A 19,771-nucleotide genomic window follows, 5' to 3' on the forward strand; every position below is an offset into this window, starting at 1 on the left:
CGTCACGCTCTTCAAACCATGAGCCGGCACGTGCCGTCCCGATGACGGTGGACGCGGCATTGCGATCAGGGTGTTTGCTGGGTTGATCGACGTACATTCTTAAAGCGGAGTGCGTCGACCTTGTTCTAACGTATTCATGTGGGCCGTACCGCCGCCAGGCCTATGCTTGGCGCACTTGCGGCTTTCCATCCGAGGGCGGGCCAACGGATCCGCGTGCAATGATGGCGGTCGGCAAAACGAGCCTTTCCGCCGGGCGGGAATCTCCCTTCAATCGCCGGATGAGCAATTCCGCGACGCTCTTGCCAAGCGCGTAGACGGGCTGGTCGATAACGGTGATGGGCGGCGTGGTGACGCTCGTCCAGTCCGCATCATGGAAAGTGATGAGCGAAATGTCGTCGGGAACCCGCAGGCCGCGCTCGCGGGTCACCTTGAAGATCTCCAGCGCAATGACGCTGTCGGAGGCGAGGATCGCCGTCGGCCGATCCGGCGCCGACAGCATCTCGCCGGCAACCCTGCGCGTTTCGGTGGGGCTTGTCGCGCCAAGGCGAACAAAGCGTTCTGGCCGATCAAGTCCGGCCTCTCGGCACACGGTGAGGAAACCGTCGATGCGCTCACGGACCGACGAGGTGTAGATCTGCCCGAGATCGCGGTACTCGTGCCCTTCGGCGTCGACCGCGGTCACATAGGCGATGTTGCGGTGGCCGGCATCGGCTAGAAAGCGGGTCGCCAGCATGGCGATGCCGCGATCGTCGGTCGTGACCGTATCGACATCCAGATCTGCCAGCGCCCTATCCAGCAGGGCAAGCGGTCGGCCCGAGCGGTGGATATCGCGCAGGTGCGCGATGTCGCGCGATTCCGACGGCGTGACGATCAGCCCGTCGACGCGCTTGCCGATGAGCAGTTTCACGGCCGCCTTTTCCGCCTCGATCTTCTCGCCGGAATTGGCCAGGATGACGTTGAACCCGGCTGCCTTTGCCGCGTCGCTGATGCCGCGTACCGCGAGGCTGAAGAACGGGTTCTCGATGTCGCCGACAACCACGCCGATGATGCCGGAGCGGCCGGTCGTCATGCTGCGGGCGAGCTCGTTCGCACGATAGTCCAAGGCCTTGGCCGCGGCCATGACTTCCGCGCGGATCATGTCGCTGACGACGCCGTATCCGCCGAGCACGCGCGCGGCTGTCGCTTTCGAAACATTGGCCGCACGGGCGACGTCGCTGACCGTTATCGACGGGGTCTTGCGGGCGGTTCTTTTCATCGGATGACGACTACAAGAGTTGTTGACGGGAGGTCAACGTGGCGATAACGATTAGCAAAGAGACCGGTCTCACACAAGATGAGACCGGTCTCTTTAGAAGGAGTGGAGCCGAGAGGCGTGACGGACCGTGATTTCGGCAAGGGCATGTCGGGGAGCCAGATGGCGGCTCGACGGAAATACCAAGAAGAACAGACCTTCAGAGTGGAGAAAGACATGAGCAGCAAAGAAATTCTCAAGTCGTTGATGTGCCCGGTCAGAACCGGCGCAATGGCTCTTATGGCGATGTGCGTCGGCGCCGGGCTGGTTTCAGGAGCGGCCGCCGCGGATGACAATCCCTATGGCCTCATTGATGCGAAGGTCATCAGCGTCGGGACCATGGGCGACGCCAAACCCTACGCTTTCACCCAGGCCGATGGGTCGTTCACCGGCTTCGACATCGAATTGTTCCGCAACGTCGCGAGCCGCCTTGGATTCAAGCCCGACCAGGTGACCTTCACCGGCCAGGAATTCTCGGCGCTGATGCCTTCCGTTGCAAACGAGCGCTTCGATGTCGCGGTCGCGGCAATCGGCACGACGGAAGCACGCAAAAAGACCGTCGACTTTTCCGACGGGTATATCGCAGGCTATCTCTCCGTGCTTACCGCCGACAAGGCGATCACGGCGGCGGACGGGCTCAAGGGCAAACGTCTCGGCGTCGTACAAGGCACGCTCCAGGAAATCTACGCGGCGAAGAATTTTGTCGGAACCGATCTCGTCAAATTCCCCGACAACAACTCCGCCGTTTCGGCGCTTAACAACGGAACCGTGGATGCCCACTTCCTCGATTACGAGGCCGCCAAGGACTATGGCCTTCGCTACCCGAACCTGAAGATCGCGGTCAATATTCCTTCCTTTGACGCGCCGGCCGGCTTTGTCCTGCGCAAGGGCAACGACAAGCTCCGCAATGCGCTGAACACCGCCCTTCACGCGGCCATGCAGGACGGCACCTGGAAGACGCTTTATGAAAAGTGGTTCCCCGGCTCGCCGATGCCCGACCAGTATCTTCCCAAGAAGTAGACCGTACCGGCCGCTGGCTTTCATGCTGGCGGCCGGATTACGCCTCCGTCCTTGATGCGGACGATGTGAATAGCGCAACCAAAAGGGGGGCGAATGAACTGGCTCGAAAACCTGCGGCGCAGTTTCCTCGACTGGCAGGCCATGGCGGACGTGCTGCCCAGCATGATCACCATCGGATTGAAGAACACCTTGATCCTCGCGGCCGCGTCGACGGTACTGGGTGTCATCCTCGGCATGATCCTGGCGGTCATGGGCATCTCGCAATCGCGCTGGCTGCGCATTCCGGCGCGGGTCTACACGGATATATTCCGTGGGCTGCCGGCGATCGTCACCATCCTGCTGATAGGCCAGGGCTTTGCCCGCATCGGCCGTGAAATCTTCGGCCCTTCGCCCTTTCCGCTCGGCATTCTTGCGCTGAGCCTGATCGCCGGCGCCTATATCGGCGAAATATTCCGCTCGGGCATCCAGAGCGTCGAGCGCGGGCAGATGGAGGCCTGCAGGGCGCTCAGCATGAGCTACGGCCAAGGCATGCGCCTGATCGTGATCCCGCAAGGCATCCGCCGCGTCTTGCCGGCCCTCGTCAACCAGTTCATCGGCAACGTCAAGGATTCAAGCCTTGTCTACTTCCTCGGTCTGCTCGCCTCGGAGCGCGAGATCTTCCGTGTCGGTCAGGACCAGGCAGTGGTCACCGGAAATCTCTCGCCATTGCTTCTGGCCGGCGTGTTCTATCTCGTCATCACCGTGCCGTTGACCCATGTGGTCAACTACATCGACAACTCGCTGCGGGTCGGAAAGCAAAAGGCAGGCCTCGTCATCAGCGGCCTGGCCGAAGTGAGCGAACTGGAGGGCGCCACCGGCAGTGCACTTTCGGAGGCCGGCTCTGATGCCCGCTCAGCGCTGCCCCGCTTCAAGGGCGGCAGTCTCGCCATTACCGATCTCGACATGGCCTATGGCGACCTCGATGTTCTCAAAGGCGTCAGCCTGGCAGTCAAGCCTGGCACGGTCACATGCGTGATCGGCCCATCAGGTTCGGGCAAGTCGACCCTGCTGCGCTGCCTCAACCGCCTGGTCGAGCCCAAGGGCGGTGAGGTGTTGCTCGATGGTGCGAGCATCCTGGCGATGAAGCCTGAAAAACTGCGCCGGCGTGTCGGCATGGTTTTCCAGCAGTTCAATCTGTTTCCCGACCACACCGCGCTCGAAAACGTCATGCTGTCGCTGACCAAGGTAAAGGGGCTCCCTGTACAGGAAGCTGAGCGCATCGCCGAGGCGCGCCTTGCCGACGTCGGGCTTGCGACCCGCAAACACCATCGTCCAGGGAGCCTTTCCGGTGGCCAGCAGCAGCGTGTGGCAATCGCTCGTGCATTGGCGATGGACCCGGAGGTCATCTTGTTCGATGAGGTAACGAGCGCACTCGATCCAGAACTGGTGAAGGGTGTGCTCAACCTCATGGCGGATCTCGGTCGGCGCGGCATGACAATGGTCGTGGTGACGCATGAAATGGGCTTCGCCCGCAAGGTCGCCGATCAGGTCGTCTTCATGGATGAAGGCCGCATCATCGAGGCCGGCACGCCTGCCGCGATTTTCGACACGCCGAAAAGCCCGCGTCTGAAGCACTTCCTTGCCGAAGTGCTTTGATCACGCATGAGCCCTTCAAGACGGCCGCCCAAACCAACCTCCACCAGTGAAAGATATCTCATGGCTGCATCACATCAGGTTTCCAAGGTCGTTGTTGTCGGCGGCGGCATTTTTGGCGTCTCCTCGGCCGTTCATCTTGCAAGGCTCGGCATCGAGACCGTGCTGGTCAATGATGGACCGCTCGCCAAGGGAGCTTCCGGCCGCTCGCTCGCCTGGATCAATTCGGCGCGCAGGCGCTCGGCTGAGTATCATCGCCTGCGCATGATCGGTATCGACCGCTACCGCAGTTTGTCGGCGCGATGCCCGGATGCCGCCTGGCTGCGTTTCGACGGTGGCCTGACGTGGGATGCGGACGATGCCTCAAACGAGATCGCCGATGTCTTCGCTCACGAAAAACGTCTCGGCTATGATGCGCAGCATCTGTCCGCGGACGCCATAAGGTTGGTCACGCCGGGTGTCTGCGCAAGCGCTGTCACGCCTCAAGGCGCGATCTTCAACGCGGGCGAGGGCTGGGTCGACCTGCCGTCGCTGATCGAAATATTGATCGCGGAATTCGTGGAGCGGGGCGGCCAGGTGGTCACCGAGGCCGGAAGCGCTACCGTCACCGTCGCCAACGGCCGCGCCACCGGCGTCACCACCACCAGCGGGATCAGCTTCGCCGCCAACGCGGTGCTTCTGGCGACCGGTGCGGATGTGCCGCGAATGGTTGCCGTGGCCGGTCAGCGTATTGCCGATGGGACACCAATCGCGCTGCTGGTCAGGACCAAGCCAGTCGACTTGCCTCTACGCGCCGTGCTCAACACGCCGCGCGTCGCCATCCGGCCGACGCCTGATGGCGCCCTCGCGCTCGATTCTGCCTGGTCGGAAAAAGAGGTGGTAGTCAATCCGGACGGGACTTATCGCGTAAAAGCATCGACCATCCAGGGGCTTCTCGACGAAGCGTCGAATGTTCTCGACGGTCATCCGAAATTGGAATTGGAGAGCTACGGTGTCGGGCCCAAGCCGATCCCCGGAGACGGCGAGCCGGTCTTCGGCCAGTTGCGGGAGATCGAGGGGTATTACGTCGCCTTCAGCCACAGCGGCGCAACACTTGGCTTGATTGCCGGCGAACTGCTTGCAACCGAGATCGCCACCGGAACAGAGCACCCACTCCTTGCAAGCTTTCGACCGTCTCGATTTTCACTTTAGCCTGCCAATTCGCCTCGGAATGGGATGTAATGTGGCATGCTTGGAGTTTCGCTAGCCGAGACGGCGGCCGCCTGGCCGCTTACGCGCACCTGACAAGCGAATATGTTCCGGAACATTTTCTCCACGTTGAAGTTGGACAGCGCCAGGACCGTCGTTCGTCCAAGCTCAACCAGCGCTGAGAAATTCCATGACCAACCAACACCCCAAGACTAAACAGCCCACGGACAAGGATCTGCGAGACAACCCGGGAATCGGCACCTCGAAGGGCGCGGTCAAGGGCGGCGATATGCTCGACGAGAACGATGCTCTCGATGGGGACAATACGTTCGAAGGCGATGTCGAGAACGACGTCACGCCTCAGGGCGGCATCAATCCTGACCAGACCGGACGCACGAACAAGTAGGAGGCGCCTTGCCATGGCCGGCCGGAAGACCCACGAGCAGCAGCTGCGCATCATCGAAAAGCGCGAGAACACCAGCAATGCCGGCGACGATTTCATTGCCGAGGATGAGCTGAAGAGAACCAAGCAGGAGCGCGAGGCGCGGCAAGACGGCGCCAATCTACGCGACGAGGGCGTGGAATTGACCGACAAGGACGATCGCCAGATGATCCGCGGCGAAAACCAGGAGAGCGAGCACCACAAGCGCAGGCAGGACGACTAAGCCTGCCGTCTTTTTAAGGCTATCGAGGAGCCATCCCAGACTACCGGCACGCCAGGCACCGCATGGTCGAGGCGCACATCGCCCGCCGCGGTGTGCGCGACGAACGAGTCCTTTCGCCACTGAGGCGGAATTCCGCGCGAGAAATCGTCGACGAGGGGTGCGAGGAGTTCGCCTATGGGGACGGTCCGGGCGGCGTTGCGCTCTGGCTATAGGGACCTGCGAAGACGCGACCTGAACATCGGCCAGCTCTGCCGCGAGAGCTTTTGGCGATCAGACAGCCTCGGCCACTACATGCAATCCTCGGCCTCGCAGCAGTTCGATGCCTTCGTCTGTTCGATCGCACCTCGCCTGTTCAGCCGCTGACTGCCGAACAGCGCCTCATCGGGTGGTACTGACACCTTTGCCTTCGGCACCTGAATAGGCGGCCTTGCCTTCGGGCACGGAACATCTCACCGACTTTCTGGTTAGGCAGGCCGGATGAAGGGAGCTTTGCGCATGGCCACTAATTTGGAAGACGGCAAGACCGCTCAATCTTCCGACGACTTGCATGGCGGCAATCGCGGCGGCGACAAAGACCAGCGTAAGACTGACAAGACCGCGAACAAGAGCAGCCAGGCGGCGGGATCCGCATCGCGGTAGGACTGAGACATGCCGACCGCCGCGGACATCCTCATCGAGACGCTGATCGACTGGAACGTCGATATCATCTTTGGCCTGCCGGGCGACGGCATCAATGGCATCATGGAGGCGCTGCGCAGACGGCAGGACCGTATCCGCTTCATTCAGGTGCGACACGAGGAATCCGCAGCGTTCATGGCGTGCGCCTACTCAAAATGGACAGGCAAGCTCGGTGTCTGCCTCGCAACTTCCGGCCCTGGCGGCACACACCTCCTGACGGGACTCTACGATGCCAAGCTCGACCAAGCGCCGGTGCTCGCCATTACCGGCATGCAGTTCCACGACCTCATCGAGACCTTCACCCAGCAGGATGTCGACTTGACGCGCGTCTTCAGCGATGTCGCCGTCTTCAACGCGCAGGTCTCCGACGCGGCGCATATGGAAAGCCTGGCCGGTCTCGCCTGCAGGTCGGCGCTGGCAAGTCGCGGTGTTGCGCATCTGTCGATCGCCAGCGATGTGCAGGAGCACACGCTCGACCAGGCCAAGCGCTCGAAGCGCAACAAACCGTCGCATACGCCGGATCGTTGGTTCGAAGGAAGTAGGCTTCCCGACGAAGAACAACTTGCGAAAGCCGCCGAGATCCTGAACGGCGCGACGAAGGTCGCGATCCTCGCCGGTCGGGGCGCGCTTGGTGCCAGGCACGAGTTGGAAGAGACGGCGGAGCTGGTTGGTGCCCCCGTCGCAAAGGCCTTGCTCGGTAAGGCTGCCTTGCCCGACGATCACCCGCTGACGACTGGCGGCATCGGAATTCTCGGCACGCTGCCGTCGCAGGAAATCATGGAGGAATGTGACGCGCTGCTCGTCGTCGGCTCGACCTTTCCCTACATCGAATACTACCCGAAGCCGGGACAGGCGCGCGGGGTGCAGATCGAGCGCGACCCGCAGCGCATCGGCCTGCGCTATCCCGTTGAGGCCGGCCTTGCCGGCGATGCCGCCGTGACGCTGCGATTGCTGAACAGGCGCCTGAAGCGCAAGGATGATCGCAGCTTCCTCGAGAAGGCGCAGGCGGGCATGCGACGCTGGCGCGAGATGATGGCGCAGTCGGAGCAAAAGGCCGCCACTTCGCTCAAGCCCCAGGTGGTTACACGCGCATTTGGGAAACGATTGCCCGATGATGCGATCCTGGTTGCCGATTCCGGCCAGAACACCGAGATGGCGGCCCGCCATATCGAGCTGCGTGACGGGCAGGCCTTCGGCGTCTCGGGCGCGCTGGCCTCGATGGCATGCGGACTGCCCTATGCGATCGCCGCGGGCCTGGCCTTTCCCGGCCGGCCGGTCTTCGCGGTCGTCGGCGACGGCGGTCTCGCGATGCAGCTCGGCGAGTTCTCGACGGCAGTTCGGTACCGGGTCCCACTCAAGGTGCTCGTGCTCAAGAACGGCATGCTCAATCAGATCGCCTGGGAGCAGATGATGTTCCTCGGTAACCCGCAATTCGCCTGCGAACTCCAGCCCATCGACTTCGCCATGGCCGCCGAAGCCATGGGCGGCATCGGCTACAGCGTCTCTCGCGCCGAGGAGGTGGAAGGTGTTCTCGACGCTGCCCTGGCTGCTGAGGGTCCGGTGGTCATCGAGGCCGTGGTCGACTCGTACGAACCGATGATGCCACCGAAGATGCCGCCGGATTATGCGAAAAATTTCCGCAAGGCGCTACCGGATACCCCCGGACGCGCGGAAATCGAGGCGAATGTGGCGCAAGAGCCGCTGAGGTCGATGATTACCGCCGGCGAGAAAGATTGACCAGCCACACAAGAAGCAGCGGACCAGCATCCATGACGACGAAGAAGGAGCACGAGTTGAACAAGACCGACAGCGGCACCGCAAATCGCAGTTCGCCGAACCTCATGGGCGCCGGCCAAGCGTGCAAGGCCGAGGAATGGGGAGGTGGCTCGAAAGCCGCCAATGGACCGATCACGGAACCGGATCGACACAACCGCAACTCCAGCCAAAAAAGGAGCTGACATGCAGGATGCCCAGCAGAAATATCCTCAGCCGCCGCTTCCCGAACAGCAGCAGGACATGCCCGGCTATACCGACGAGATGGATCCACGGCCCGACCACGGAGAGGAGAGCTATCGCGGCAGCGGTAAGCTGACGGACCGCGTCGCGCTGATCACCGGCGCGGACTCGGGCATCGGCCGGGCGGTCGCTATCGCGTTTGCACGCGAAGGCGCCGACGTCATCATCTCGTACCTTGAAGAGGACGAAGATGCGCAGGAGACGGCGCGCTTGGTCGAGGAAGCGGGGCGCAAGGCGGTGCTCGCACGCGGCGACATCTCGGACGAAATCTTCGCGCGGTCGCTTGTGCAGCGAGCTATCGATGAATGCGGGCGCCTGGACATCCTCGTCAACAATGCAGCCCACCAGGCGTCGTTCGAGAAGCTGGAGGACATCAGCGCGGAGGAATGGGATCTCACCTTTCGCACCAATGTCTATGCGATGTTCTATCTGTCCCAGGAAGCAGTGAAGCACATGGAACCCGGCTCGACCATCATCAACACATCCTCGATCAACGCGACCAGTCCCTCGCCGGCACTGCTTGCCTACGCCACTACCAAAGGAGCGATCGCCAACTTCACCGCCGGACTTGCAGGACTGGTAGCTGAACGCGGCATTCGCGTAAACGCGGTCGCTCCCGGGCCGATTTGGACGCCGCTGATCCCGTCGACGATGCCCTCTGAGAAGGTCAAGGAGTTCGGGAAGAACACACCGCTCAAGCGTCCCGGGCAACCGGCAGAGCTTGCAGCGACCTATGTGCTGCTTGCCTCGGAAGGATCGAGCTACACCACCGGCGCACTCTACGAGGTCACCGGCGGACGGCCGATGCTTTGAGCGAGCGTACCTGCCAGCTCCACGGCGCCCACTCCCGGTAGCGCACCCACATGTGGCGAGGCTCATGCGCGATCAGGATCGCGGACAACCGCCACGTCCGCAAACTGGTTGAGGCGCATGCCGAAGCCTCCCCACCAGACCCTGAACCGGAGATTGGTAGACGGGAAGCTGACTTCATTCCGGGTTCAACCGTAGCGTCAGCTTTCGGGGAGGGGCAAACGCTGGGTGAATGTCCCCGATAGGCGCATTGCAGCCATGCCGCCGTCGCGTTGTGAGACTGATTTGGCGACCAGCAAAACAGCAGTCTCTACGACTCGTCCCTCTCATCGCGCAAATTAGACACAACGCGGCGGTTCTGCGACCTGCAGGCGGAGTCGGGGCAGTCGCGGACCAGCCTGTCCTTGCCGTAGCCCTTGGCCCACATGCGGTTCCGGTCTATGCCGCCGGCGGCGAGGTAGTCCATCACCGCATCGGCGCGCTGCTGTGACAGCGCCGTTTCGCTTGCGCCGGGATCGTCGGCGAAACCCTGCAGCTTGAGCAGCCAGCGCGGATGCTTTGTCAACCAGGCGATCTGGGTGTCGAGGGTGGCCTTGGCGACAGAATCGAGCGCGGCCGAACCTTTCGTGAAGTAGGTGCGGCGGCCGACATTGAGGATAAAATCCTCCTCGCTGCCCGGCTGCACGTTCTGGAAGCCGGCAATCTCGGCGTTGGTGACGTCAGGCGTCGACGGGGCCAGCGTGTTGCTGGTCGAGCAGGATGCGGTCAGAACCAGCAGGCCGGCGGCGAGCAGCCGGCGCGTGTTTTCAATCATGCGGTTCATGATGCGCCAATCATTCGACAGTGGTGGAAGCGGGCGCCTGGTCGGCGATGTGCGGCAGGACCTCCACCGCGGTGCCGATCGGGCACCGCTGGTAGAGGTCGATGATGTCTTCGGGGAACATGCGGATGCAGCCGCTGGAAGCGTCGGTGCCGATGCTCCACGGCTCGAGCGTGCCATGCAGGCGGTAGCCGATGTCGGCGCCGTCGCGGTACAGATAGAGCGCGCGCGGCCCGAGCGGATTGTTGGACGCGCCGCCTGCGACCATGGGCGGCAGGTCCGGCTTGCGCTTGCGCATTTCTGGCGGTGGGACCCATTGCGGCCACAGCGCGCGGCGATCGATCGTCGCGCGGCCGTACCATTTGAAGCCTTCCTTGCCGACGCCGACGCCGTAGCGGATGGCAGTCTTGTTTTCCATGATGAGGTAGAGGAAGTGGTGGCGGGTATCGACCACGACGGTGCCGACCGGCTCGCTGCTGAAATACTTGACGATCTGGCGATGCCACCTCTTGTCGATCTTGGCGAAGTTGGTCTTGCGATAGACGAAATCGTTATCGCTGGCGGTACCGGCGAAAAAGGATTTTGCCCCCGCGGCTTGAACAATATTGCTGGTTCCACCGACCGCGACCAGCGCCAGACCGCCGAGCACGACACCCCTGCGTGATAAAACCATCGGCAATCCCCCATGCCTTAAGCCTGGCGAACCATAGTTGAGAATGATTTCGGCTCAAAGTGGAAAAATGCTGCAGTGGGTGGGCCGCAAGCGGTCTGTCCGCTTGACGGCAAAATAGCGATTGCCCGCCGGCTCACGCCGGCGGGCTTTTTTGTGCGGACGGGAACATCCTCGCTCCAAGGGTGTTTTGTCACACCCGGCTCGTTCTTCATCGGTCGTGCCGGTGACCAAGATGTCCCCTCATTCATCATGGTCGGCCCGCGCAGCCTTGACCGCACGCGCGGGCCATCCCATCACAAGGCCCGCTGGCTCACGCGGGCGGGTTTTCCGCGTCCATGCGCCGACACTCATCTTCGCATGCCTGTCACAACGAGCCAGGCGGATTCCAGTATCCGCACGCGGCGAGGAGGACTTGCGACATGCCTCGCTGCGGGATTTTCGCGATGAGTCTACCTGGCTCCCGCTGAACGCCATGGCCTGACCACCGGGCGCGTTGGACGACCTTCAAGTCGAAAAAGCCCGCGGCAATCGCACCTTAGGCGAAGAGGCTTTGCTTTGTTGATGCAGTTGTCATCGCATCAATCGTGGGTAGCAACGCGGTTGTTGCGTGTTGTTGGAGAGATGGGGTTTCCCGAAAAAAATGAACATGCGCAGACAAAAGAAGCGAGCAGGATGGCCGTGAGTACATCTGCCAAATATCTATTACCTCATATGCGCTCGCTCCTCGGAAGGCGATCCCGCCACCCTCCCGACAGTGAAGATGGCGGGATCTCAACCGGCGACAAGGGACTTCGATCGACGGTGGGTTTCCAATTCGGCGTCCGGCTGCGTGTTCCGCCGTTCGGGCTTCTTCCAACCGCAATCAGACGCAAGTCCTATCCCATAAGACTGATGGCCAAATTCGGAACATCCGCTGAAGCATTGCGTTCGGCAGCGTGAAACCCCAAGGCAAAGGATGACTAATCATGTCGAATTGCGAGACTGCAAAATCACATTCGTTAGGAAATCGCGTGGCTGATCTCACAGCCAAGATGCGTGAAGCGCAGATTGACGCGGGTGAAATGATGGCCTTCCACAAGGTTGCAACTATGTTGGAGGACAGCCAAGGACGTATCAATGGCGACGACTTGATCGCCGCATCCTTCGTTCTGCTGGAAGACCGAGCGCCCGAGTGACCTTGCGTTGGTCGGCTTCGATCGTTCCTCGATCAGCAATGCGAAGCCTTTTTTGTCACGGCTGGCGTCTCGCGGGACTGCGGGAATAGCTCAAGCCTAAAGGGTGCTGGCCGGGCGCCTAACAGCCAAGAGACACCGCTTCGGGATCGGCCGCCACGCGCCCGCTTTGTCCGAGGGAGGGCATACCCTTTGAAGACAGCTACGGCGTGTCCTCGCTATCAGTGCCATGCATGCTGGAGCCAAGCATGAAGGACTGGATCTCGTTCACATCGATCTTGCCATCACCATTCTCGTCAACGCTACTGAACATCCTGCCCACCGCGCGTTGAACCTCGTCCCCGGACACCGATCCGTCGCCATCGGTGTCCAACAGCCCGAACATCAGTCGCATGCCGGCACCGCGCATCATCTGATGATGCCAGCGTCCAGCCATTCTGTGTCCACGATCGCGGCCACCGTGGTTCTGCCAACGGTCGCCATCTTCATCGTGGCGGTCAGCATCCTCGTTGCGATCGCCTTGATAGTTGCGACTATCTTGCTCGCGGAAACCCTCTTCGGAACCGCGATCCTGCTGCAGTCGCTCACGGACAGCTTGCTCAACCATCTGGCGGATCATTTCGCGTGTTGGTCCATCCGCTGGTCCGGTCGCATCCGGCAACTGTCCGGCGGCCGGCGGTTCGGTTGCCGGAGCGGGTGCAGGTGTCGAGGGTGATGGTGTTCCGCTTGTCTGGGCGAGCGCGGGGGAGGTCAGGGCAATGAAAACGGCGGCCGCGGCCGTCGTGCTGTGTGGAAATCTCATGGCATGCTCCATCAGTGCCTTCGCTTGGAAGGCCAAACTGGAGCTCGATCTGATTGTTCCCCGAAGGGGATCAGGTCACGGCGAAGTTACAGGGCATGCCCCCCGTCTGAGGTAGATCAGGGTCTTCGCCAGGGAATAATTTCGGCTCTTCTTCCCTAGGCACAAGAGGAAGCCGGCGCCCATTTTGGCGGGCAATGAACGTTGGACATTCGGCCTCGCCAATTTTCTGCCAGTCGATCATACCGACGCACCAATTCCCTCTGCGTCCTCTCCTTTCGTGGGACGGAAGCCGTTTCGACCGCACGCCGTCAATCGCGAATCCCGCATCCATATGCTGCGCGGCCATGATGCATATTTTTTATGTCACGGACCTCTGTCCGTCTGGACACCATGTTAGCCAGCGCTAAATCAGAGCAATGCGACGCCTCCTGCTGGGACTTACAGTTTTTCTCTTTTGGACCACGTTGCTTCAGGCCGAGGCGTGGCAGCCCTTCGGCGTCCGACAGCTTGGCTTTAGTTTCGATATTCCTCCGAATTTCGTCCTGACCCAGAATTCGCAGCAGGGCGCGGCTTTTCAGGGCCCAAGAGACGCGTTTCTGGTCGTTTGGGGCGCGCGACTGGGCAAAGCAAGTTTTCGCGCCGAGATTGAACATCGCATGATCGAGGACGAAAAGGCCGGTTGGCGACTGACCTATCGGCGCCTAGCCCCGAAATGGGCCAGCTACTCCGGGGTCAAGAATGGCGAGATTCGCTACGTCCGTGCAATTATGGTCTGCAACCAGCGTGCCGCGCTTTTCACAATGAATTATCGGAAATCCGAAAAGAAACCGTATGACCCTGTTGTTGTGCGCATGGTCCGGTCCCTGAGAGCGGAAGGATGTTAGCCAGCAAAAGGCGAGGTTGCCGTACTGTGCTTCCCTCGGCTAAGGGCCCAGTGGTCAACCCGGCTCCCCAATAGCCCCGCCCAGTCACATGAAAGCAGGCACCGGCAGATATGCGGCCGAACGTTCTCACGCTGGCTCAGCCGCTCAAAGCCCATCACCGAAAAGCTGCTTAGTGCGGTCGCCAGCTAGAGCTACCACTGAGCCATTCCCGCTGCGGCTGGGTAGCGCCTCAGTTCCGTACGCGTTCATACCAAGAACGGGCGGGGCGAACGTCCTGATAGAGCTACGGCTGTAGAAGCGCGCCGCCAAACTGCGCCCACAAGCGCTCGCACTCTCTCGCCCTTAGGCTCGGGGTACCGGGCGCGCCATAGAAGACCATGGCGCCGCGAATGTCGTATCCAAGCACCGAGGCGTTGGCCACGAACTGGATGGCTCTTCCCAAGCTGGTGATGCCGATGTCGACCTCAGCTTTGTTGGTGAGGTCGACCACGCCGACTATTTCCGCATTGGCGCTCCTGCCCGCCAAAACGGCCGTCGACATCGCATCATGCACGGCAAGAAGCATTTCGGTGAGTTGCCCGGTGGAAGGGCTCTACAAACGCTTAAACGTCAGGTTTGTTCCCAACTGGCCTTGGCGGCTTTCCGACGACCAAGTCTGGGTCACGCGGCCTCTCATGTGCGCGTAGTTGACATCGTCTGCTGGACCGAACGGTCAGGCCGACGAGCCCAGTTCCTCTCGGCATCGAGCAGTTCATTCTGCCCAATCAAGCCGTTCATAAACAGCCTGAGTATATGCGCAGCTATGCGCTCTCCGTTCTGCGAAGCAAGAGGTAGGGCGCGCTCTTTGCAGACCGTGTGACAAACCTGGGCGAGCATCTCAATGTCGCTTGGCCCCAAAAACCGACCCGGATACAACATACCGTTTTCCTGTTGGAGAGTTGGAATGGCTATCCATTACGCAGGGTCACCGGTAGCCACAATCAACTATGATAGTGAGATGTCGAGTCCGGTGGAAAAAACAGCGAGGTCACAAGTGGTCGCGCTTGTCTCCGATTGACAGATGCCTCGACGACCAGCGCTACCCGCACCCGCTTCATCGACGCGGCTTTGCAAAGGCCTATGACCAGTTCGCTACCAGCTGCCGGACCGCCCAGGCGAGCATGCCGCCGGCCCTCCCGAAGCGCGATGTCGTGGATGAGGCAGCCTTTTCCCTATACATCCAGCTGTTACGCTGCGCATCTGCTTCGGTTCGAAAACTCGCCGCGAGCCTGGCGTGCTCGCGTGTCCGGGCCGAAACAGCCCACATGTTGATAACGACATCGATGAGGCTGCCGCCGACTCGTTGGCATAGGATGCTTCCCGGCATGGGCATCGACCAATGCCCCGGGCCGACCAGCACGAACCTGCGGGGGCTTTCCCGGAACAAAGCGTCGACGATCCGGTTCGGCAGGAAGCGGCCAAATTCATGCCATCGGAGATGCCGAGGCAGATGACAGATGAAAGGGAAGCTGAAGATGACGAAGTCTCGCGACCGCACCGTTCCCGGCGACGGCAAGATCGAAACCGGCCCGAACACATCTCCGCAACAGGATCCGGCAGAGGGGTCGCGCGAGACAATCGATCGCGAACTCGAGCGGACAGACGACGATAATAATTCCGACGAAGCGGAACGCTTGCGCCGAGACCTGCGGAAAGGGGTGGCGGAAGAGACCGAGCTTCCCGAACGCGGCTCGGCCTGAGGATCGCCGGAACCTTGCCAAGGCAAGAGACATGGAAGGCTCGACGCCGGTCGGATCGCTGCTTGCTTCGTGCCTTTAACGCACCGGCCACACAACCCATGCGCGGCGGTGACCCAGGAGACGGCGAGAACGGCCGCGCGACGGTCCACTCTGTTCCAGCAAACTCGGCTCGCCGAGAGCTACCACCTCTGGCGTTAGGGCCTGACGAGATGCCACCTGTCCAGGTCGCATGCCGCCAGGGTTCGGAAATCTCTATCAGGCTGCGCCGGCCTCCTGGCTGCGCTGCGAGCGGGCACGGTCGCGGGCTGCGGCAGTGCCTCCGGGAAAGCCGCTTCGATCGCTGTAGTCGCGTGGCTTGGTCCCCCTCCGAGAGTGGCGCGCGGTCACGCTTTTCGCACCGATGATGTCGAGCAATGTGATGCCGGCGACCATCGCAAGCGCAAGGCCCACATTATCGCGCTTTGGGTTGCCATGCCGATACGCTGTCAGCAATGTCGCGATATCCAGGCCGTCGCCGGCCACCCGGCTCCACAGCCCCGCTTGCTTGTCCACTGAAAGCGAGAGTATGCCGCTGCTTATTTCCCGCGCCCCATAAGCGCGGATCAGATCTTCCTTGCCGCGCATGCCGAGCGCGCCGGCAATCCGCTCGGCGCCAACCAGTTCGGCGACGCCAAGCGCGATGCTGAACCAGCCGAGCTTGCGGGCAAGGCCATCGGAGGCCGCGACCGCACTCTGCCCAGTCTTCAGCACTTTGGGATCGCCAGGCGATCGGGTGATGTTGGTAAGTTTGGCAATCACGTTCATGACGATTTCCCTACGGTTTCAGTACAACCTTGATGCAGCTGTCCTGCTTGTCGCGAAACACCTTGTACATCTCGGGTCCCTGCTCGAGCCCCACGGTATGGGTGATGACGAAGGATGGGTCGATCTGGCCATCTTCGATGCGGCGCAACAGATCCTCGGTCCAACGGTTGACATGGGTCTGCCCCATTCGGAAGGTGAGCCCCTTGTTCATTGCCTGTCCCATCGGAATCTTGTCGACCAGCCCGCTGTAGACGCCGGGGATCGAGATCACGCCGGCCGGCCGGCAGACATAGATCATCTCACGCAGAACGTGCGGTCGATCATTTTCCATCAGCATCAACTGCTTTGCGCGATCGTAGACGGTATCGGGCTGGGCCAGCGAGACGTGGCTTTCCATGCCGACGCAATCGATGCACTTCTCCGGGCCCTTTCCACCGGTGAGTTCCCGCAGTCGTTCGACGACACTTTCCTCGGCGAAATTGATGGCGATGGCGCCGCCGGCCGCGGCCATGGAAAGCCGCTCCGGCAGGCAATCGATCGCCACCACCTGTTTCGCGCCGAGCAGCAGGGCGCTGCGTATGGCCATCTGCCCGACTGGGCCACAGCCCCACACCGCAACCGTATCGGTGGGCTCAATGTCGCACTGTGCCGCCGCCTGCCATCCAGTAGGAAAAATATCGCCGAGGAAGAGAACCTGCTCGTCGGTAAGGCTGTCAGGCACCTTTACGTGCGTGGCATCGGCGAACGGCACACGCATGTATTCCGCCTGTCCCCCGGGATAGCCGCCGGTCAAATGAGTGTAGCCGAACAGACCCGCGGTGGTGTGCCCGAACACCTTGTCACCGAGATTCTTCTTGCGGTTTGTGCGTTCGCAAACCGAAAAGTTCTGTCGCTTGCACTGGTCGCACTCACCGCAGATTATGGTGAACGGCACGACGATGCGGTCTCCCTCCTTCAGAGCGCCGTTGACGCCCTTGCCGACCTCAACGACCTCTCCCATCATCTCGTGGCCCATGATGTCGCCGGGCAGCATGGCTGGCACATAGTTGTGGTAGAGGTGAAGGTCGGAGCCGCATATGGCACAACTCGTCACCTTGATGATCGCGTCACGTTCATCCTCAATTTCCGGGTCCGAAACCTGATCGCAGCGTATGTCTTCCTTGCCGTGCCAGACCAACGCTCGCATAGCTTGCTCCTATTTTCGCAAGATCTGTGGGTAGGGACCTCGCGCCTGTCCTAAGCGGGCCGATGCCTGGTTGGATCGACTGTGCCGCTGCTTGTCGAACCACAGGGGCGGACCGATGTTCCGGGAGCTCGAGAGAATTTTTGGGCCATTCCAGACCCGCAGCTTGGAAGGATCTGTCGCGGGCACCAGCGGCCTTCGCGGGCGCGTCGGGGCACGAACCGCTGGAGCCCGAGCCACGAATGGACGTACTCAAGTGTACCAAAGAAGGTCCGTCCGCAGGTGTCCCTTCGCGGCGATCGACACCTCATCTGCTCGATTCTCGCGGCCATAACCGGCATTCTCTTCCTCGCCCTCACAGGTCGGCGGAGGCGCTCAAGGGTCAGCGCTGTGTGACCGGAGCAGGTAGGAGATGCCGCTCACCGGCGGGCGCGCAGCCCGACCCGACGCGATCGACATGGGGTGGATGGGCGCCATCGCGCCGGCGACTCTAGCGGAGTATTTCGCAGAAATACAATGATTAGCGGGCAGGGCGGACTGCTAGCCGTGCGCAGCGATGAACATGGCGACGGCCGACCGGCAATAGGATTCGATTTCGTTGTCGTCCGCCGCTCTCGCCTCATCGAAGCGTGCGATAATCAAAAGATCGGATCCTTTGAAAAGCGCGGCAAACAAGCGGGCGGACCGGAGAGGATCGGGCACGTTCAGAACCGCCTTCGCGTGCAACTGACGCAACAGGACCTCGATTTGGGCGATGACATGGGCGGGGCCGGCTTCGAAATGGAGCTTGCTTAACGACCTTGGATTCGTCTGGTCGGCCATGACCATGGCTTCGACACTGCGGACGTCTGATCTCAACAGTGTCCGAAGCAGGGATGATCCCACCGCCATGAGCTGATCCTCGACCGAACCGCCGACGCCTTCAAGAAGGGCCAGTGGCGCAAACAACTGATGGCAGCCGGCCGAGATGGCCGCGCTGAACAGCGCCTCCTTGTTCTCGAAATGCCGATAGATGCTGAGCTTGGATATCTTCGCCCGCTGGGCGACCTTGTCCAATGTGGTCGCTTGAAAACCCAATTCCACAAAGAGTTCGGACGCAGCGTCGAGTATCGTTTGGCCAAGCGCCTCGTTGGCGGGCCGGCCGCGCCGGCCCTGGCTATTTTCGGTCACGACAATTCCAGTCCTTGACAGTATCCAAATTCTCGGATTACGATACCATGTAGTTTCTGAAATGCGCAAGCCGATGGGTAGCTTTCAACCAGGTCCAACCAGCCCCTCATCCACAACACGGAGCCCATCATGGATGACGTCATCATCATCGGCGGCAGCTTTGCCGGTCTCGCCGGCGCCCTGCAACTCGGCCGTGCCCGCCGTAAGGTCACCGTTCTCGATACCGGCCTGCCGCGCAACCGCTTCGCCGGCCACTCGCATGGCCTGCTCGGCCACGATCACAAGCCACCGCTGGACATCCTGGCCGAGGCGCGGCGGCAGCTGGCGCGCTATCCCACGATCAAGCTGGTCGATGCCCGGGCCGACAGCCTCTCCGGGGCCATCGACGATTTCTCCGTCCTCACTGGCGATGGCGGAAGCCTCGGCGCGCGCCGGCTGATCCTGAGCTATGGCGTCGCCGACCAGATGCCTGATGTTCCGGGCTTTGCCGAAGGTTGGGGCACGTCCATCGTGCCCTGCCCCTATTGCGACGGCTTTGAAGTCGCCGGCCAGCATTGGGGCCTCGTCTGGTCCGGCCCACAGTCGATGAATCAGGTCAGGCTGTTCCACGATTGGACCGACAGGTTGACGGTCTTCGCCGATGGTCACGACATTCCGCCCGATATCCGGGCCGGTCTGGCGCGCCGCAACATACCTGTCGTCGACAGGCGGATCAGCGAGATCGCCCATCACGGGGGGCATAACGCCACCGTCAAGTTCGATACCGGCCCCAAGGTCGCGGTCGACATCCTGTTCGCGCATCCGCGCAACAAGCCGTCCGCAAGCCTGCATGAATCACTGGGCCTCGCCACGGTCGATACGCCCCTCGGCGTAATCCTCAAGGTCGACGAGCGCCGCGAAACCAGCATGCCCGGCATCTACGCCGCGGGCGACCTCGCCAACCCCCTCACGCCGCCATCGGTCACCCTGGCAATATCGCACGGCGCGATGGCGGGCATCTTCGCCCAGCAGTCGATGCTGGTGTGAGAGCGCAGATTCCCTTCTCCGGGGTGCCGCGGGCTATCATATTCTGAATGTTGCGGGCCGGTGTTGCGGAACGCCGGCTCCCGCTCCCTGAGGGGCGTCTTTGGCCGGTCAGCGGTAGTGTGCTGAGAGTTCTGCAAATTCGCTGAGAGGGGGCGGTCATGGCAGGCTGGTGATTGTTCACGTCACCTGATTCCCGCG

Annotated in this window: 22 protein-coding genes; 14 read left to right on the top strand and 8 right to left on the bottom strand. The window is 61.6% G+C overall.

Going from position 1 to position 19,771, the window contains the following annotated elements:
• Positions 1-160: 160 nt before the first annotated feature.
• Positions 161-1,255, bottom strand: a complete 1,095-nt coding sequence (locus NKJ88_RS29910) for a LacI family DNA-binding transcriptional regulator (RefSeq protein ID WP_023751096.1) — start codon at positions 1,253-1,255, stop codon at positions 161-163.
• A 267-nt stretch (positions 1,256-1,522) separates the two neighbouring features.
• Between NKJ88_RS29910 and NKJ88_RS29915 the strand changes: the two genes are divergently transcribed.
• The 10 genes from NKJ88_RS29915 to NKJ88_RS29960 all read left to right on the top strand — a co-directional run bounded on the left by NKJ88_RS29915 (position 1,523) and on the right by NKJ88_RS29960 (position 9,303).
• A complete protein-coding gene (locus tag NKJ88_RS29915; protein WP_502903346.1) occupies positions 1,523-2,311 on the top strand; it encodes an ABC transporter substrate-binding protein in 789 nt (262 codons plus the stop codon).
• A gap of 93 nt (positions 2,312-2,404) precedes the next feature.
• Positions 2,405-3,946, top strand: a complete 1,542-nt coding sequence (locus NKJ88_RS29920; RefSeq protein ID WP_023695154.1) for an amino acid ABC transporter permease/ATP-binding protein — start codon at positions 2,405-2,407, stop codon at positions 3,944-3,946.
• A 60-nt stretch (positions 3,947-4,006) separates the two neighbouring features.
• Positions 4,007-5,134, top strand: coding sequence for an NAD(P)/FAD-dependent oxidoreductase (locus tag NKJ88_RS29925; RefSeq protein ID WP_023740523.1), 1,128 nt, complete (start codon positions 4,007-4,009; stop codon positions 5,132-5,134).
• Positions 5,135-5,321: 187 nt separating this feature from the next.
• Positions 5,322-5,537, top strand: a complete 216-nt coding sequence (locus NKJ88_RS29930; RefSeq protein ID WP_023667757.1) for a hypothetical protein — start codon at positions 5,322-5,324, stop codon at positions 5,535-5,537.
• Between the two features lie 13 nt (positions 5,538-5,550).
• Positions 5,551-5,796 carry a hypothetical protein gene (locus NKJ88_RS29935; RefSeq protein ID WP_352446583.1) on the top strand — a complete coding sequence of 82 codons (246 nt, stop codon included), beginning with the start codon at positions 5,551-5,553 and terminating at the stop codon, positions 5,794-5,796.
• A 174-nt stretch (positions 5,797-5,970) separates the two neighbouring features.
• A complete protein-coding gene (locus NKJ88_RS29940; RefSeq protein ID WP_023707234.1) occupies positions 5,971-6,159 on the top strand; it encodes a hypothetical protein in 189 nt (62 codons plus the stop codon).
• 114 nt (positions 6,160-6,273) lie between these two features.
• Entirely contained in the window at positions 6,274-6,435 is a 162-nt protein-coding gene (locus tag NKJ88_RS29945; protein ID WP_023751093.1) for a hypothetical protein, read from the top strand.
• A gap of 9 nt (positions 6,436-6,444) precedes the next feature.
• Positions 6,445-8,211 (top strand): thiamine pyrophosphate-dependent enzyme, encoded by a 1,767-nt coding sequence (locus NKJ88_RS29950; protein WP_352446584.1) that lies wholly within the window; start codon positions 6,445-6,447, stop codon positions 8,209-8,211.
• A gap of 32 nt (positions 8,212-8,243) precedes the next feature.
• Positions 8,244-8,432 (top strand): hypothetical protein, encoded by a 189-nt coding sequence (locus tag NKJ88_RS29955; protein WP_352446586.1) that lies wholly within the window; start codon positions 8,244-8,246, stop codon positions 8,430-8,432.
• A gap of 1 nt (position 8,433) precedes the next feature.
• A complete protein-coding gene (locus NKJ88_RS29960; RefSeq protein WP_023707232.1) occupies positions 8,434-9,303 on the top strand; it encodes an SDR family oxidoreductase in 870 nt (289 codons plus the stop codon).
• A gap of 307 nt (positions 9,304-9,610) precedes the next feature.
• Here the strand turns inward: NKJ88_RS29960 and NKJ88_RS29965 are convergent, their stop codons facing one another.
• Positions 9,611-10,123: an OmpA family protein gene (locus NKJ88_RS29965; protein ID WP_352446588.1), complete on the bottom strand. Its 513-nt coding sequence runs from the start codon at positions 10,121-10,123 to the stop codon at positions 9,611-9,613.
• Between the two features lie 10 nt (positions 10,124-10,133).
• Complete coding sequence (locus NKJ88_RS29970) at positions 10,134-10,793, bottom strand: L,D-transpeptidase (RefSeq protein ID WP_352446590.1); 660 nt, start codon at positions 10,791-10,793, stop codon at positions 10,134-10,136.
• A gap of 1,010 nt (positions 10,794-11,803) precedes the next feature.
• Here NKJ88_RS29970 and NKJ88_RS29975 point away from each other — a divergent pair.
• Positions 11,804-11,968 (top strand): hypothetical protein, encoded by a 165-nt coding sequence (locus tag NKJ88_RS29975; protein WP_023667766.1) that lies wholly within the window; start codon positions 11,804-11,806, stop codon positions 11,966-11,968.
• Between the two features lie 199 nt (positions 11,969-12,167).
• Here the strand turns inward: NKJ88_RS29975 and NKJ88_RS29980 are convergent, their stop codons facing one another.
• Positions 12,168-12,779 (bottom strand): EF-hand domain-containing protein, encoded by a 612-nt coding sequence (locus NKJ88_RS29980; protein WP_352446592.1) that lies wholly within the window; start codon positions 12,777-12,779, stop codon positions 12,168-12,170.
• 404 nt (positions 12,780-13,183) lie between these two features.
• Between NKJ88_RS29980 and NKJ88_RS29985 the strand changes: the two genes are divergently transcribed.
• Complete coding sequence (locus NKJ88_RS29985; RefSeq protein ID WP_023686891.1) at positions 13,184-13,651, top strand: hypothetical protein; 468 nt, start codon at positions 13,184-13,186, stop codon at positions 13,649-13,651.
• Positions 13,652-13,934: 283 nt separating this feature from the next.
• On the opposite strand, the gene NKJ88_RS29990 is transcribed toward NKJ88_RS29985, so the two are convergent.
• The gene (locus tag NKJ88_RS29990) at positions 13,935-14,192 is read right to left on the bottom strand and encodes a hypothetical protein (RefSeq protein WP_245260390.1); all 258 of its coding nucleotides are present in this window, start codon (positions 14,190-14,192) and stop codon (positions 13,935-13,937) included.
• A gap of 973 nt (positions 14,193-15,165) precedes the next feature.
• On the opposite strand from NKJ88_RS29990, the gene NKJ88_RS29995 reads away from it, so the two are divergent.
• Positions 15,166-15,390 carry a hypothetical protein gene (locus tag NKJ88_RS29995; RefSeq protein WP_155922421.1) on the top strand — a complete coding sequence of 75 codons (225 nt, stop codon included), beginning with the start codon at positions 15,166-15,168 and terminating at the stop codon, positions 15,388-15,390.
• Between the two features lie 255 nt (positions 15,391-15,645).
• Here the strand turns inward: NKJ88_RS29995 and NKJ88_RS30000 are convergent, their stop codons facing one another.
• The 3 genes from NKJ88_RS30000 to NKJ88_RS30010 all read right to left on the bottom strand — a co-directional run bounded on the left by NKJ88_RS30000 (position 15,646) and on the right by NKJ88_RS30010 (position 18,547).
• Positions 15,646-16,194 (bottom strand): hypothetical protein, encoded by a 549-nt coding sequence (locus NKJ88_RS30000; RefSeq protein WP_352446593.1) that lies wholly within the window; start codon positions 16,192-16,194, stop codon positions 15,646-15,648.
• A gap of 10 nt (positions 16,195-16,204) precedes the next feature.
• Positions 16,205-17,380: a zinc-dependent alcohol dehydrogenase gene (locus tag NKJ88_RS30005; RefSeq protein WP_023682758.1), complete on the bottom strand. Its 1,176-nt coding sequence runs from the start codon at positions 17,378-17,380 to the stop codon at positions 16,205-16,207.
• Between the two features lie 537 nt (positions 17,381-17,917).
• Complete coding sequence (locus tag NKJ88_RS30010; RefSeq protein ID WP_023704689.1) at positions 17,918-18,547, bottom strand: TetR/AcrR family transcriptional regulator; 630 nt, start codon at positions 18,545-18,547, stop codon at positions 17,918-17,920.
• A 129-nt stretch (positions 18,548-18,676) separates the two neighbouring features.
• Between NKJ88_RS30010 and NKJ88_RS30015 the strand changes: the two genes are divergently transcribed.
• Positions 18,677-19,573, top strand: coding sequence for an NAD(P)/FAD-dependent oxidoreductase (locus NKJ88_RS30015; RefSeq protein ID WP_352446595.1), 897 nt, complete (start codon positions 18,677-18,679; stop codon positions 19,571-19,573).
• Positions 19,574-19,771: the final 198 nt, after the last annotated feature.

Source organism: Mesorhizobium sp. M0016, from assembly GCF_040324035.1.
In the GTDB taxonomy this organism is placed as follows: domain Bacteria; phylum Pseudomonadota; class Alphaproteobacteria; order Rhizobiales; family Rhizobiaceae; genus Mesorhizobium.